This is a genomic window from Allobosea sp. GW821-FHT09G06 (assembly GCF_059416005.1).
On the sequence record NZ_JBWKOI010000007.1, the window covers coordinates 55,141 to 69,713 of the forward strand.

The window sequence follows — 14,573 nt, forward strand, 5'->3', positions numbered from 1 at the left end:
ATGTGGCTGTTCATTGAGCTGTTCGAATTTTTTAACATATATACGAAAGACAAGTACAGCGTATTTGCCTTTCCTATCATAATGCTGGTTGCCTTTGTTTACGTTCTGGCGACTAGGCGGCCTGTCTCGCGCGTCCGGTACAAAATTCCTAAACGTGATTTCAGTGTCGAAGTACGAATTGGAAATATTTTGGACTCTCCCGGAGAGGTTATTATCAGCACAAATACAACGTTTGATACTGATATCACCAATGGTCTTATCGCGCCGGAAAGTTTGCAGGGGCAATTTCTTCTAAAATATTTTCCTGGAAACTATGGCGATCTTGAGAAGCAAATAGAAGAATCTCTCAATGGCGAAAAGAGCCGTACGGACAATAACAGGAAAGGGAAGAACGAGGTATATAAGATCGGGACGGTAGCAAGGGTGAAGGCGCACGGTAAGAATTTCTACTTCCTAGCTATGTCAGAATTAAATGAACATGGAACCGCGAGCTCTACACCGCGAATGATAGACGACGCATTGGAGGCGCTTTGGAAGTATATGGCAACGCGTGGCGAGCTTGGTGAGATCGCTATTCCGGTTCTTGGTACGGGCCGTGGCCGAGTCTCACTGTCGCGCAAGAAGATTATCGAGAGAATTGCCCAATCTTTTGCTGACGCCTCGACTGACGCCGTATTCTCAAACAAATTGAGCATAATCGTCCACCCTGGCGATGTGCCAAAACACAAAATAAATCTTTTTGAAATTCGGGATTACTTAATGTCGAGCCTGCACATTTAACCCAGAAGGCGCCGCTCCGAGACGTTAGGGCTTGCCGCATGTGAGCTCTAACGCGGCAAAGCCTTGCTTCCGGTCAAGGTGGCGGCGCTGGGCTCGCCTATGCAGGGCGGCATCGATGAGGCATTGCGGGCCTCACGCTGGACCCAATTTCAGATTCCTGCGACACGGCAACGCTGCGTGGGGCCGTTTCTGGGCCGCCACCTAAGATCAAGGCACAAGCCACTAGTTAAGAAGGCAAGCCCGGGATCACTGCGTGTTCAGCTTTTTGCTGGGACTAACGCACCCCGCGCCGGTAACGCCAGCGTCGCCGCGAAGCAGGCGGCCAGCATCAGGCAGGAGCCGACCAGGCAGGCGTAGATGCCGCCCCATTGAAAGAGAAGGCCTGACAGCAGCGTGCCAGTGAACCGTCCGAGCGCATTGGCAGCGTAGTAGAACCCGACATCCTCTGCGGCCTTCTCGGATCCGGCATAGGCCAGGATCAGGTAGGAGTGGACCGAGGAATTGACGGCGAAGGCAAAGCCGAACAGGCCCAGGCCCACCACCAGGACGATATCCGGCCTCAATCCCGAGTTGCTCGCCAGAACGGCAGCGATGGCGGCCGGAATGATGGCGAGGATCAGCGACCAGAGCCTTGCCGCCTTCACTTCCTGCGTCAGCCCGTCAGGGCTGCGCTTGACCACGGCGGGTGCAGCCGCTTGCACGAGCCCGTAGCCAATGGTCCAGAGCGCGACGAAGCTGCCGACCATCGTGAAGGTCCAGCCCGCGGCGTAGAGGAAGACGGGTACGCCGACGACGAACCAGACGTCCCGGGCGCCGAACAGCGCCACGCGCGCGATCGCCAGCAGGTTGACGCCGCGGTTCTTGCCGAAGAGCTCGCGTGCGCTCTTGCTCGCCTTCGCCTTTCCGAGCATGGGCGGAAGCGATGCCACGACCCCGAACAGCACCACGCTGAGCGCCGCTGCCATGGCCCACAGCGCGCCCCGGAAGCCGAGGAGTTCGAGCAGCAGGCCGCCGAGGAAGAAGCCGAAGCCCTTCATCGCGTTCTTCGAGCCGGTGAACCAGGCGACCCAGCGGAAGAGGCGGCCTTCCGAATCCTCCGCCTTGGCTGCTGTCTCGGCGATCTTGATGGCAGATTTTGAGGCTGTTTTTGTGAGGTCTTTGGCGACGCCGCAGATGCCCTGAGCGAGTACCACCCAGATCACGGAGGCCACGGCCGACCAATCGGGCGAAAGAGCCGAAAGCACCAAGAAGCCGGTGATCTGCGTCGTCAAGCCGACCGCGAGCATCCTGGTGATGCCGTAGCGCGCCGCGAGCCAGCCGCCGATGAAGTTCGCCAGCACGCCGGCGGCCTCATAGAGGAGGAAGAGGAAGGCGAGCGTGAAGGGCGAGTATCCGAGCCGGAAGAAGTGCAGCAGCACGAGCATGCGCAGAGCGCCGTCCGTGAGTGTGAAGCCCCAGTATCCGGCCGTCACGATGGCGTAGTTGCGCGTGCCCTCGTTCATCGCGTCAGATCCCGACTGCTTCGAGATGGCAGGCAAGGTCGACCATGCGACAGGCATAGCCCATCTCGTTGTCGTACCAGGCGTAGACCTTAAGCATCGTGCCGCTCGTGACGAGCGTCGACAGGCCGTCGACGATGCTGGAGCGCGTATCCCGCTGATAATCGATCGAGACGAGGGGGCGCCCTTCGAAGCCAAGGATTCCGGCGAGGGCGCCTGTCGCTGCACTCTTGAAGAGATCATTGACCTCGGCGGCCGTCGTCGACCGTTCGAGTTCGAAGACGCAGTCGGTCAGCGAGGCATTGAGCACGGGCGCGCGGACCGCGTGGCCATCGAGCTTCCCCTTGAGTTCCGGATAGATCAGCGCGATCGCCGTTGCGCTGCCCGTCGTCGTCGGCTGGAGCGAGAGCATCGCCGAACGCGCCCGGCGCAGATCCTTATGCGGGGCATCGACCACAACATTGGTGTTGGTGGGGTCGTGGATCGTGGTGATCTGGCCGTGCCGGATCCCGAGGTGCTCGTGGACGACCTTCACGACCGGCGCAAGGCAGTTCGTGGTGCAGGAGGCGGCCGTCACGATCGGATGCAGGGAGGGGTCGTAGAGATGCTCGTTGATGCCGACGACAACGTTCAGGACGGACGGATCCTTGACCGGCGCGGCAACGATCACTCGCTTGGCGCCGCGCTTCAGATGTCCTTCCAGCACCGCTAGGGTCAGGAACTTGCCGGTGCATTCGAGAACGACGTCGACGCCCAGATCGCCCCAGGGCAGCTCCGAAGGGGATGCCTCGGATGAGAAGCTGAGCTTACGTTCGCCGATGTGGATCGCCCTGTCGCCATCATGGTCGATCTCGGTTCGCCAGCGACCCTGCATGCTGTCGAACTCCAGCAGGTGAGCCGTCGCCGCGGCGCCTCCTTTGATCTCGTTCAGATGGACGACCTCGAGGCGGTTCCCGCGCCGGGGATCATCAGTCGGTCGTTCTGCTGCGCCCAGCGCCGCTCGCAGGGCCAAGCGTCCGATGCGCCCCATGCCGTTGATCCCGACCTTCATCCCATCGCCTCTCAAATTCGATCCGGAGCAAATTATTCGATATGTCGCTTGACATCGAAATGACGACGGAGTCAATCATGTCGACACCTATCGACATAATGAGATGACAGACATGACCCGCGCCCCGCTTAACGTGCTTTTTGTCTGCACCGGCAATTCCGCCCGCTCGATCATGGCGGAGGCGATCATCAGTCGCGTCGCGCCGGGCAAGTTCAAAGGATTCAGCGCCGGAAGCGATCCCCGGGAGGAGATCAATCCGTTCGCTGCGCGCCTGCTGAAGTCGTTGAACTACGACATCACTCAGTTTCGCCCGAAGAACTGGGAGGAGTTCGCGAGGCCGGACGCGCCGCCGCTCGATTTCGTTTTCACGCTCTGCGATGACGCCGCGAACGAACCGTGCCCGCACTGGCCGGGACAGCCGATGAGCGCGCATTGGGGCCTGCCTGACCCGGCAGCGTTCGTTGGCGAGGATGTCCAGAAGGCGCTTGCCTTCGCCGATGCCTATCGCATGTTGAACAATCGGATATCGATCTTCACCAATTTGCCGCTAGCCTCGCTGGAGAGTGTCGCTCTACAGCATCGGCTGGATGCGATCGGCACCAATCTGGCAAGGAAGGACGACGCAGCTTGACCACCCGCCTCGAAGCCGCCAGCGCGGTCGACTTGTTGGGAGCGCTTGCCCAGTCGACCCGACTGGAAATCTTCCGCCTGTTGATGCGCTACCGGCCTCATGGCCTGGCGGCAGGCGATATCGGTCGGCTGCTGGCCGTTCCGCACAATACCCTCTCGACTCATCTGGGGGCGTTGGAGCAGGTCGGGCTGCTGGCCTCGCGCCGTGAAGGGCGACACATCATCTTCGCCGCGGTTCCGGATCGCGCGGACGCCTTGCTTGGTTTCTTGGCCGAAGCCTGCTGCTCGCAGAGCCCGTCGACCTGCGAGACGCCTGCAACTCCCTATCTGTCGCGCAGGGAGGCTCAGGCAACCGACACACCCTTGCGGGTGCTCATCGTCTGCACGGGGAACTCCGCCAGATCGATCATGGCGGAAGCCGTCATGAACCGGGAAGGGCTCGGCCGCATCCAAGCCTATTCGGCAGGCAGCCGCCCGCATGAGGCGCCGCACCCGCTCGCGCTCCAGCTACTCAGGGAGCTGGGTTATGCGACCGCTGACTTCCGCTCGAAGTCCTGGGGCGAGTTCCTGGCGGCGGACGCGCCCGAAATCGACCTCGTCATCACGGTCTGCGACTCCGCGGCCGACGAAGCCTGCCCGTCCTTCCCGGGCGCGCCTATGCGAGTTCATTGGGGATTGGACGATCCCGCAGAGGTCGGCGGTCCGGTTGAGGCGCGCCGTGCCGCTTTCCGTCAAAGCTATCGAGACCTGACCGCTCGGGTCACGGCTCTCGTCAATTTGCCGTTCGAGAGCATGATGCTCGACGACCTGGCGCCAGCGCTTGAAGCCATTGGCCGGATGGATGGGGCGACACCCAGGTCTTTGGAAGCTGCTTAGAGGCGACGACCGCTTGGCAAATCGCCGCATCAAGCTTTAGATGGGTCCTGCCCCACGGCACGCCGTAAGCCTGCCGTGAAGCGCACCGCCACGTCGGTTTCACGGGCCTGATCTAGATCACGACGCAGGTGTGCGTCGAAGGCTCGCGCTCATGAAATCTCTCCGCGATAAATCGACCGCATTCGGCGGTGGTGCACTGATAGGCACGCTTGGCGGTCTCATCGGTCTCGGAGGTGCCGAGTTTCGATTGCCTCTCCTCATCGGAGCATTCGGCTTTCGCGCCCTTGATGCGGTCATCCTGAACAAGGCGATGAGCCTGGTCGTGGTGGCGACCGCTCTGCCGTTCCGGACGGCCACCGTGCCGTTCGTCGAAATCGCCAACCACTGGCAGGTGATCGTGAATCTGCTCGCGGGGAGCTTGCTTGGCGCCTGGTTCGGTGCCGGGTGGGCTACACGTTTGAAGTCTGAAACCCTCTACAAAGTTATCTCGGTCCTGCTCGTCATCATCGCGATCGTCCTGATCTTCGGACACAACGTCAGCTCAGCCGGGGCATTCGTTACGGGATCCACTCAGCTTGTTGCCGGAGTCATCGCAGGATTCGCCATCGGCGTCGTCGCGTCCCTGATGGGGGTTGCAGGCGGAGAGTTGTTGATCCCGACGCTGGTCCTGCTGTTCGGCGCCGACATCAAGCTGGCAGGTAGTCTATCGCTCGCCGTCAGCTTGCCGACCATGATCGTCGGCTTTGCCCGCTACAGTCAGGACCAGGCATTTTCCGTCTTGCGGCGCAACGGCGCGTTCGTCCTGACCATGGCGATCGGATCGATCGTCGGGACCTTCGTCGGTGGCCGCTTGCTCGGTGTTGTGCCGGGTAATGTGCTTCTGCCAGCCTTGGCGTTGATCCTCGTTGTGTCGGCCGTAAAGGTCTGGAGACACAGATGAAGAGACTGCCGGCAAAAATCCGTTAGGCCCGGCAGCCAGGTTCGCATGGAAAGCGGCCGTTGGCTTTGTGCGGGTGCTGTTAGCCGCGATTTGCTTCCGCGCGTGCGACGGCCGGATGGCGCTCGTACCAATCTTTGCTTCGATTGACGATCGCGACGACCGACAGCATCACCGGGACCTCGATGAGCACCCCGACGACGGTCGCGAGCGCCGCTCCGGAGTTGAAGCCAAACAGGCTGATTGCCGCGGCGACGGCGAGCTCGAAGAAGTTGCTTGCGCCGATCAGGGCTGAGGGGCCGGCGACACAATGCGCCTCGCCGGTCATCCGATTGAGCAGGTAGGCCAGGCCAGAGTTGAAATACACCTGGATCAGAATCGGCACAGCGAGCATCGCGATGATAAGCGGCTGCGCCAGGATCTGTTCTCCCTGGAAGCCGAAGAGCAGCACCAGCGTCGCCAGCAATGCCACCAGCGAGATTGGAGCGAGAACCCCGAGCACGCGGTCGAGTGAGGCCGGTCCGCCGCTCGCGAGGAGCTGACGCCTCAGGAGCTGAGCCACGATCACCGGGATGACGATATAGAGCACCACCGACAGCAGCAGCGTGTCCCACGGCACGGTGATGGCCGAAAGGCCCAGCAGCAGGGCCACGATCGGCGCGAAAGCGACCACCATGATCGCATCGTTGAGGGCGACCTGGCTGAGCGTGAACAGGGGCTCGCCTTTCGTCAGGTTCGACCAGACGAAGACCATCGCCGTGCAGGGCGCCGCCGCGAGGATGATCAGGCCGGCGATGTAGCTGTTGATCTGATCCGCCGGCAGATAAGGCCGGAACAGGTAGGAGATGAAGAACCAGCCGAGCGCGGCCATCGAAAAGGGCTTGACCGCCCAGTTGACGAAGAGGGTGACGCCGATGCCGCGCCAGTGGCGCCCGACTTCGCCGAGCGCTGCGAAATCGATCTTCAGGAGCATCGGCACGATCATCAACCAGATCAACACCGCCACTGGCAGGTTGACCTTGGCGATCTCAGCCGCGCCGATCGCCTGGAAGACGCCGGGCGCAATGTGGCCGAGCGCGATGCCCGCGACGATGCACAGGGCGACCCAAAGGGTGAGGTAGCGTTCGAAGGTCGACATGGCTGTTAGGCTCCCGCGAGGACACGGCCGGATGAATCAACGACAAGCTCGCCGTCTTCCTTGCGGAACTCACCGCGCTGCGGCGGCAACAGGTCGAGCACCCGCTCGGACGGGCGACACAGTCGGACGCCCTTCGGCGTCACCACGAAGGGGCGATTCAGGAGAATGGGATGGTCCTCGATTGCGTCGAGCAGGGCTTCATCGCTGAGCGAGAGATCGTCCAGGCCAAGCTCGGCGTAAGGCGTTCCCTTTTCACGTAGCGCCTCGCGCAGCGTAAGGCCGGCGCGATCGACGAGTTCGCGCACCATTCTGCGCGAGGGCGGCGATTTCAGATATTCGATGACGTGCGGTTCGACCCCAGCATTCCGGATCATTGCGAGCGTGTTCCGTGAGGTCCCGCAATCGGGGTTGTGGTAGATGACGACGTCCATCTGAAGTAACTCCGGCACAGAGGTTTCGTGCTCCGGCGGCAAGGCGCGAGCCGCCTATCGAGAGGCGCAGAGCCGGTCGGGGGAGGGGTCTAGGCGTGTTCCTCAATCTCGGTCGCGGCCGAAGAGGAGGCGCAGCAAGCCGAGAGCGCCGCGACCACCGGAGCGCAGATCTCCGTCCGTCCGCCGCAGCAATCGTTCAGCAGAAAGGTGACGAGGTGCTGCACCGCCACCAGGTTCGCTCGATAGATGATGGAGCGACTCTGGCGTTCGGTTCGGACCAGCTTGGCCCGAGCCAGGATGCCCAGGTGCGACGACATGGTGTTTTGCGGCACGGCAAGGCGGCGGGCTATTTCTCCCGCGGGCAGACCTTCCGGCTCATGCTTCACCAACAGGCGAAACACGTCGAGGCGGGTCTGCTGCGCGAGAGCTGCGAGCCCCAAAATAATCTGCTCTGATTCCATGTATCCAAGTTAGTGGATATATGGATGTATTGCAAGCTGAACGGCCCTGGATAGCGGGCATTCCGGCTTGGCGTTGAGAGAGCCGAAGCGGCCGTCAGGCCGACCGGCGACGCTGGTGAGCGATGGCGATAGCCGACATGTCCGTCGTCGGATCAACGACGATCTGCTTCTGCTTCCGTTCGGAGTAGCGGTCGACCAGCGTCTCCGCATGCGGCCGCAGCAAGACGGTGAAGCGGACCAGCTCCTCCATCACGTCGACGATGCGGTCATAGTAAGACGACGGCTTCATCCGCCCCGCCTCATCGAATTCCTTGTAGGCCATTGCGACGCTCGATTGATTGGGGATCGTGAACATCCGCATCCAGCGCCCGAGCAGGCGAAGCGTGTTGACCGCATTGAAGGACTGGGAGCCGCCCGACACCTGCATTACGGCGAGCGTGCGTCCCTGGGTCGGGCGCATGCCGCCCATCTCCAGCGGCAGGTGATCGATCTGCGCTTTCATTACGCCGGTGATCTGCCCGTGGCGTTCAGGGCTGCACCAAACCTGCCCCTCTGACCAGAGAGCATGCTCGCGCAATTCCCGGACCACAGGGTGGTCGTCGCCCTTGACTTGGTCCGGCAGAGGAAGATCGGACGGATCAAAGATACGCGTCTCGGCCCCGAATAGCGTCAGAAGGCGCGCAGCCTCCTCGACGGCGAGCCGAGAGAATGAGCGTTCGCGCAGGGATCCGTAGAGCAACAGGATGCGCGGGGGGTGACCGAGCGGATCGGGCAGCCCTTCGGCGGGCCGCCTCATTGCGAACTCGGGCTTGAGGGCTGGAAGCGAGGAAAGATCGGTCAGCTCACGCATTGGCATGAGGGTTCTCCTTGATATCCGGAACAGAGCTCAGCGCAGCTTGCGCGCCAGAGCATACATTGCAGCCGCTGCCAGCCCGGACAGGGCGACCAGGAGCAGCGTGCTCGGCATCAATCCGGCACGTTCGAGCAGCATGGCGAAGAGGAGCGGCGCGGCAGCCTTTACGACGAGTCCGGGTGCGGAGAGCTTGCCCAACATCGCCCCATAGCCGGCTGGGCCGAAGAGCTTCAGGGGGACCGTGCCGCGTACGATCGAGCTCAGTCCCATGCTGATGCCATAGGCAATCGCGAACAGACCCGCGAGGCCGGCCGCGGAACCGCCGATTGTCAGCAGAACGAATCCGACTGGCATCAATGCGGCGGAGGTCCAGGCGGTCGTGACGGGGTCGATCGAGGTTCCGAAGAGCATTTCGATCAGGCGCCCCGCAACCTGGGAGGGACCGACCATGGCGCCGATGCCGACAGCGACAGCCGCGCTCAGCCCCAGCCCTTGCAGCATCGTCAGCATGTGGACCGACATTGCCGATACCACGAAGCCTTGAAGCGAGAATGCCAATGCCAGCAGGGCGAAGGCGCTCCGCCGATCGTTCCCTTCAAGATACCTGACCTGCGAGGCATCTGCGGCGTCGGCGCTGGGCACGGAACTCGCCGTGCGATGGATCGGACCCGGCAGCAGCAACAGATGCAGCGGCGCGCACAGAGCGATCTGGACGACCGCATAGACCCGGTAGATGTCGCGCCAGTCAAAGGAGTTGAGCAGGGCAGTCGTCAACGGCCAGAACAGCGTCGATGCGAAGCCCCCGATCAAGGTGAGCTGGCTGATCGCGCGCCTTGCGCCCGGGCCGCGTGCCTGCGTCAGCGCCGTGAACGCTGCATCATAGAGGACGAGGGTCGAAACGATCTCCAGAGCGATCATGGCCGCGAAATAGCCAACCGGACCGCGCGCTTCCGCCAAGCCGAGAAGCGAGAGGCCGGCAAGCACCGACCCGAGGGTCATCATCAGACGGGTGCCGTAATGATCAATCAATCGCCCAGCGACGGGCGCGATAAGTCCGCCGATCAGCAGCCCGGCCGCGAACCCGCCATATGTCCACTCCGGAGACCAGCCGAAGCTTTCGGTCATCTTCGGAGCCAGTACGGCGAAGGCGTAGTACAGGCCGCCATAGCCAGCGACCTGAGTGACGCCGAGCGCCGTGATCAACGCGAGACCACGCCCTCCGGTGGGAGCGGGTATAGGCAGCGACAGACTGGACATCAGACTTCGGCCGTCTCACGGGTGGTTTCGCGGGAGCTGGACGAGCATCCGCATCCTGCCTTCCCGGATTGCTTGGCAACCGCGTCATCGGCGCAGCAGGCATCGACGGCCACAGGCGCGGGCCCTCCGCAGCAGCTCGACGTCGAAGCCGACGGTCCGCCGGGCGTCGCGCTGCAAACGCCAGTCTCCGGCAAGACGAGCTCGACGCGCCGGGCCGCGGCGTGATCGCCGGCGAGTTCAGCCACGATCGAGCGGACTTGTTCATGCCCCGTCGCGAGCAGGAAGGTGGGCGCTCGGCCATAGGACTTCATGCCTGCGATGTAGAAGCCAGGTTCCGGATGGGCGAGATCGGCGGCACCGTGCGGACGCACCGTTCCGCAGGAGTGGACGTTGGGGTCGATCAACGGCGCCAGGCTCGGCGGGCATTCGAGCGCCGGATCGAGCTCGACGCGCAGCTCGCGCAGGAGAGCCAGTTCCGGGCGGAAGCCGGTCGCGACGATGAGTTCGTCGACGGTGACGGCCTGCTTGCGTTCGTCGTTTGAGATCAAGCGCAGACCGGAGGCATCGCGCTCGATCTGTTCCAGACGAAAGCCGGTGTGGGTCCTGATGCGGCCTTGCTTGACGAGATCCGCGATCTGGAGACCGAGTTCGCCGCGGGCGGAGAGCTGGTCGGCGGCGCCGCCACCGAATGCCTTCGCCAGGATCGGACCCCGATAGAGCCAGGTGATCTTGGTTGCGGGATTCTCGGCCTGAAGCTCGGATAGCGCGATGAGGGTGCCGATGGCCGAATGGCCTCCGCCGAGCACCGCGACCTGTTTCCCGGCATAACGCGATCGGGCCTCCCCGGAGATGTCCGGCATCCCGTAGGCAATATGCTCGGTCGCTTCGATCTCGCCGATTGCCGGCAAGCCGCCGACCCCAGCCGGGTTCGGCGAGAACCAGGTGCCGGAAGCGTCGATGACGGCATCGACGGCCAAGCTCGCCGGCGTACCGCCGTCGCGATAGCGCACCAGCAGCAGCACTGCCTCGCGGCCATCCGTCTTGACCTTGTCGAAGCCAGCCCGGGAAACCGAGATCACCTCGGCATTGAGCTTGATCCGATCCCGTAGCCGTTCGGCAAGAGGGGCGACGTAATGCGAAATCAGGTCACCGCCAGTTGGGTAACGATCCGGGTCGGGGCGCGTCCAACCCGACGCTTCGAGGAGGCGCTCCGCCGCCTTATCGATGTTGAAGGCCCAGGGTGAGAACATCGGAACATGAGCCCATTGCCGGATGGCATGTCCGGCCGCCGGGCCGCGCTCCAGAACAATCGGGATGAGGCCGCGTTCCGTGGCGTGGGCTGCCGCGGCGAGACCCACCGGGCCGGCTCCAATGATCGCGATCGTCTTGGTTGCCACCTTCGCATCCTCCCGTGAAACCGGAAATACTGAAATATGGTCGAAAAAATTTATGCGGCAGTCTGCTCGGAGCCACACCCGGCGTCGGCGCAGCATTCGGCGATGAGGAACTGGACCAGTTCGTTCATGCGGTCGAAGTTCGCCCGGCAGATCAGCGTGGTGCCATCGCGTTCCTGACTGACCAGCCCTACGATGATCAGCGTCTTCAGGTGGTGCGATAGCGTGGACGCTGCGATCTCAAGGCGCTGCTGGCACTGCCCCACTGACAAGCCGGGATGTCCCGCCCTCACCAGGAGGCGGTAGAGCGACAACCGGGTTGGGTTGCCGAGGGCCTCCAGCTGAGGGGCGGCGTTTTGAGTGTTTAGCATAGACGGAGCTTGCCCCAAGCACGCGCGGAAGGCAATTCGTACTTCTAGAAATATAGAACACTGTCTTGGCGGCAAGAAGCGCTCGCGAACCGCCGCTGACGCTGGGGGTTATGGGCGTCGCTGGCGGCTCGTCGTCTCCCGCCGCAGCCCAGGCCGGCATCCGAACGAGTTGGAGATCGCCGAGCTGATAGCCTTCCTCAAGCAGTTTGGCAGAGACGATCGTTCAGTAGCGATTGGAGATCAATCATACGGAGCTGAGCGCGATGGCGCTCAGCTCCAGAGTACCCGTGATAACGCTGGCGCCTGGCCGGCGTCGCTGACCGATGACGCGCTACTTAGGCCCGCTTTCGACAAGGTAATTGTTACGCACAGGCCGCCGGCCGCGCGGTTGGCTAAATTGATGAGCCCACTGTGGGTCTGGATCACGGATGCCGCGATGGTGAGCCCCAGGCCGGTGCCGCCCGTCTCGCGGCCTCGGGACTCCTCAAGCCGCACAAAGGGTTGAAATACGCGCTCCATATCCGCCGGCGGAATGCCCGACCCTTCATCCTCGACGGTGACAGCGATATGGTCTCCGGCCTCGGCAATCGTGACACGGGCCGTATGGCCATATTTGATGGCATTGCCGATGATATTGGAGAAAGCGCGCTTCAGCGAGAGCACGCGCCCCAGCACCGGAGCGGAAGTGAGGCCGATCAACGCGACTCGATGCCCCTGATCGAGATGATCGTCGACGATGGTCTCGATGACCGAAGCGAGATCGATCGGTCGGATCGCTTCGCTGGAGACCCCGCCACGCAGATATTCCAGCGTGGCGTCGATCATCGCCTCCATCTCCCCGAGATCGGCGTCGATCAGATCGCGGGTCGCGTCGTCGTCGAGAAGTTCCGAACGGAGCCTGAGGCGGGTGATCGGGGTTCGCAGATCATGTGAGACCGCCGCCATCGCTTGCATGCGCTCGGTGACGAGGCGCTGGATGCGCTCGCGCATGGTGTTAAAGGCCCGCGCGGCGCGACGCACCTCGATCGGTCCGTTTTCGGGAAGCGGCTGCGGCGTCTGATCTATGCTGAATCGCTCGGCCGCGATGGCGAGATCGCGCAGCGGTCGTGTTGCCCAGCGAAGCAGTAGTAGCGCGACAACGACGATGCCGACGCCAAAGCAGATGGTGACTGCAATCACGCTCCAGTCGATATGTGGGTTCGCTCCAAGGGCGGACGACGAGAAATTCACCCAGGAGCCGTCGGTCAAGCGCACCGAGACCAGCATCATGTGTCGGTAGGCATCGGCATTTCCACTTCCCAAGGCACCGTCATCGGCGAAGCCGACCCGGAACGACTCCGCGGCAAGTTCGGGCGCCAGCTCCTTGAGGCGCGCTTCCATGATCTGCGCCCGTTCCGTCGCCGGCGCGTTGCCGAGCACCAGGCTGACATTGCTCCAGTGAACCTCAAGGCTAGCGCTCGACAAGTCGTGAGCGACGCGATCGCGTTCCGGCGCATCAAAAGTGCTTGCGATTGCTCGCTTGATCGAAACGATGTGCTCGGCGAGGCCACGGTCGCGGGCCGCCATCGCCAGACTCTCGAAGCCGACGCGATAGGCCCAGAAGCCGAGCAGATGGAATGCCAGGAGTGCGGCCACCAGGATCATGATGGCGCGGCTGGCGACCGTATCAGGCCAAAGACGCTCGATGTATTTTCTCAAGCGGACTGCCCTTCCCGAATGCGGACATCCGACGCGAATACATAGCCGGAACCACGGACGGTCTTAATGAGCTGGCTGCCATTCGTCACCGCTTCGAGCTTCCGCCGCAGCCGGCTGATTTGGACGTCGATCGTACGATCGAATGGGTCGCCGCTGCTTCGGGCCTTAGCGAATTGCATCAAGGCTTCTCGCGACAGCACACGGTTGGCGTGTTCCACAAAGGCGACGAGAAGGTCGAACTCACCGGTTGAGAGATCGACCAATGTCCCGGAAGGTGATTGCAGCTCTCTGCGGCGCAGATCCATCGACCAGCCATCGAACAACACGATCTCGGAACGTCGGATTTCAGTGGCGTTGCGCGAGCGAGTGCGGCGCAAGACGGCTCGAATACGAGCCAGCAATTCGCGCGGGCTAAACGGCTTGGTGACATAGTCGTCCGCCCCGCCTTCGAGGCCGATGATCCGGTCACTCTCCTCGCTGCGGGCGGTCAGCATCACGATGGGCACCTGGGACGTCATGCGGACGTCGCGGCAAAGCTCGACACCGGAACGGCCAGGTAGCATCAGGTCGAGCACGATCAGGTCGAAGCTGGTGCGGGCCACGACATCCATCATCACGCGCCCGTCCGGTGCCCCGGTGACCTGATAGCCATGGCGCTGGAGGAAACGTGAGACCAGAAGCCTGATCTGCGGGTCATCGTCTACCACGAGAATATGACCGTGATCTTCGGCGATCGTTTTGATTGGATCTTGATCCATCTTTCGCTCGGCTTCCCGAAACAAGCCCATCGGGGCGGTGGCGCTTCTTCCTTTGCACGACTGCACAATAGCGCGCTTACCGCCGTGCCGCCCGCGTTGCTTTGATACAATTTGTAACGGACGCCTCCGGGCGTGCGCTGCTACCCCTATGCCATCGAAACGCGAGGAGCCGAATCGTGACGTTCGTGAAGGTGCCGTTCCTGGCAGGTATAGGGCTGGCGTTAGGCGCCTGTTCGCTGACACCCGTTCCCGAATATCTTGCCAAGCCGGCTGATCCGAATATCCGCGTCCCTGCCGTCCAATATCGCAGCGTGACGGCTGGCGCCGCCACATACCGCCCGGCCGAGCCCAAGGATTGGCACGAACTCAACCGTGACGTCGGCCCGAAGTCATGACTTCGCCTGCCGTATCCATTTCAGCGATCAATTTTATCCGGGGA

Annotated in this window: 16 protein-coding genes; 5 read left to right on the forward strand and 11 right to left on the reverse strand. The window is 62.5% G+C overall.

Going from position 1 to position 14,573, the window contains the following annotated elements; genetic code table 11:
* Positions 1 to 780 carry a macro domain-containing protein gene (locus AC07NY_RS24225; RefSeq protein WP_494585906.1) on the forward strand — a complete coding sequence of 260 codons (780 nt, stop codon included), beginning with the start codon at positions 1 to 3 and terminating at the stop codon, positions 778 to 780.
* Positions 781 to 1,037: 257 nt separating this feature from the next.
* Here AC07NY_RS24225 and arsJ read toward each other — a convergent pair whose 3' ends face one another.
* Positions 1,038 to 2,282 carry an organoarsenical effux MFS transporter ArsJ gene (arsJ, locus tag AC07NY_RS24230; RefSeq protein WP_089174913.1) on the reverse strand — a complete coding sequence of 415 codons (1,245 nt, stop codon included), beginning with the start codon at positions 2,280 to 2,282 and terminating at the stop codon, positions 1,038 to 1,040.
* A 4-nt stretch (positions 2,283 to 2,286) separates the two neighbouring features.
* Positions 2,287 to 3,330 carry an ArsJ-associated glyceraldehyde-3-phosphate dehydrogenase gene (locus tag AC07NY_RS24235; protein ID WP_089174914.1) on the reverse strand — a complete coding sequence of 348 codons (1,044 nt, stop codon included), beginning with the start codon at positions 3,328 to 3,330 and terminating at the stop codon, positions 2,287 to 2,289.
* A gap of 112 nt (positions 3,331 to 3,442) precedes the next feature.
* Between AC07NY_RS24235 and AC07NY_RS24240 the strand changes: the two genes are divergently transcribed.
* From AC07NY_RS24240 to AC07NY_RS24250, 3 genes are all read left to right on the forward strand, one after another.
* Entirely contained in the window at positions 3,443 to 3,961 is a 519-nt protein-coding gene (locus tag AC07NY_RS24240) for an arsenate reductase ArsC (protein ID WP_089174915.1), read from the forward strand.
* Positions 3,958 to 4,836, forward strand: coding sequence for an arsenate reductase/protein-tyrosine-phosphatase family protein (locus tag AC07NY_RS24245; RefSeq protein ID WP_248308047.1), 879 nt, complete (start codon positions 3,958 to 3,960; stop codon positions 4,834 to 4,836). Before AC07NY_RS24240 ends, AC07NY_RS24245 begins: the two co-directional genes overlap by 4 nt.
* Before the next feature lie 151 nt (positions 4,837 to 4,987).
* A complete protein-coding gene (locus AC07NY_RS24250; protein WP_089174916.1) occupies positions 4,988 to 5,776 on the forward strand; it encodes a sulfite exporter TauE/SafE family protein in 789 nt (262 codons plus the stop codon).
* Positions 5,777 to 5,855: 79 nt separating this feature from the next.
* On the opposite strand, the gene arsB is transcribed toward AC07NY_RS24250, so the two are convergent.
* The 9 genes from arsB to AC07NY_RS24295 form a co-directional block, all read right to left on the reverse strand.
* Positions 5,856 to 6,911 carry an ACR3 family arsenite efflux transporter gene (gene arsB / locus AC07NY_RS24255; protein WP_089174917.1) on the reverse strand — a complete coding sequence of 352 codons (1,056 nt, stop codon included), beginning with the start codon at positions 6,909 to 6,911 and terminating at the stop codon, positions 5,856 to 5,858.
* A gap of 5 nt (positions 6,912 to 6,916) precedes the next feature.
* Positions 6,917 to 7,342: an arsenate reductase (glutaredoxin) gene (gene arsC / locus AC07NY_RS24260; protein ID WP_089174918.1), complete on the reverse strand. Its 426-nt coding sequence runs from the start codon at positions 7,340 to 7,342 to the stop codon at positions 6,917 to 6,919.
* A gap of 89 nt (positions 7,343 to 7,431) precedes the next feature.
* Entirely contained in the window at positions 7,432 to 7,803 is a 372-nt protein-coding gene (locus tag AC07NY_RS24265; protein WP_257735504.1) for an ArsR/SmtB family transcription factor, read from the reverse strand.
* Positions 7,804 to 7,897: 94 nt separating this feature from the next.
* Complete coding sequence (arsH, locus tag AC07NY_RS24270; RefSeq protein WP_291664857.1) at positions 7,898 to 8,659, reverse strand: arsenical resistance protein ArsH; 762 nt, start codon at positions 8,657 to 8,659, stop codon at positions 7,898 to 7,900.
* 30 nt (positions 8,660 to 8,689) lie between these two features.
* Entirely contained in the window at positions 8,690 to 9,913 is a 1,224-nt protein-coding gene (locus tag AC07NY_RS24275) for an MFS transporter (protein WP_257735505.1), read from the reverse strand.
* A complete protein-coding gene (locus AC07NY_RS24280; protein ID WP_494585907.1) occupies positions 9,913 to 11,310 on the reverse strand; it encodes an NAD(P)-binding domain-containing protein in 1,398 nt (465 codons plus the stop codon). Before AC07NY_RS24280 ends, AC07NY_RS24275 begins: the two co-directional genes overlap by 1 nt.
* A 50-nt stretch (positions 11,311 to 11,360) precedes the next feature.
* Entirely contained in the window at positions 11,361 to 11,678 is a 318-nt protein-coding gene (locus AC07NY_RS24285; RefSeq protein WP_257735507.1) for an ArsR/SmtB family transcription factor, read from the reverse strand.
* 270 nt (positions 11,679 to 11,948) lie between these two features.
* Positions 11,949 to 13,376: an ATP-binding protein gene (locus AC07NY_RS24290; protein WP_257735508.1), complete on the reverse strand. Its 1,428-nt coding sequence runs from the start codon at positions 13,374 to 13,376 to the stop codon at positions 11,949 to 11,951.
* Entirely contained in the window at positions 13,373 to 14,134 is a 762-nt protein-coding gene (locus AC07NY_RS24295) for a response regulator (protein ID WP_257735509.1), read from the reverse strand. The genes AC07NY_RS24290 and AC07NY_RS24295 overlap by 4 nt, the downstream gene beginning before the upstream one ends.
* A 176-nt stretch (positions 14,135 to 14,310) precedes the next feature.
* On the opposite strand from AC07NY_RS24295, the gene AC07NY_RS24300 reads away from it, so the two are divergent.
* Positions 14,311 to 14,529 carry a hypothetical protein gene (locus tag AC07NY_RS24300; protein WP_257735510.1) on the forward strand — a complete coding sequence of 73 codons (219 nt, stop codon included), beginning with the start codon at positions 14,311 to 14,313 and terminating at the stop codon, positions 14,527 to 14,529.
* Positions 14,530 to 14,573: the final 44 nt, after the last annotated feature.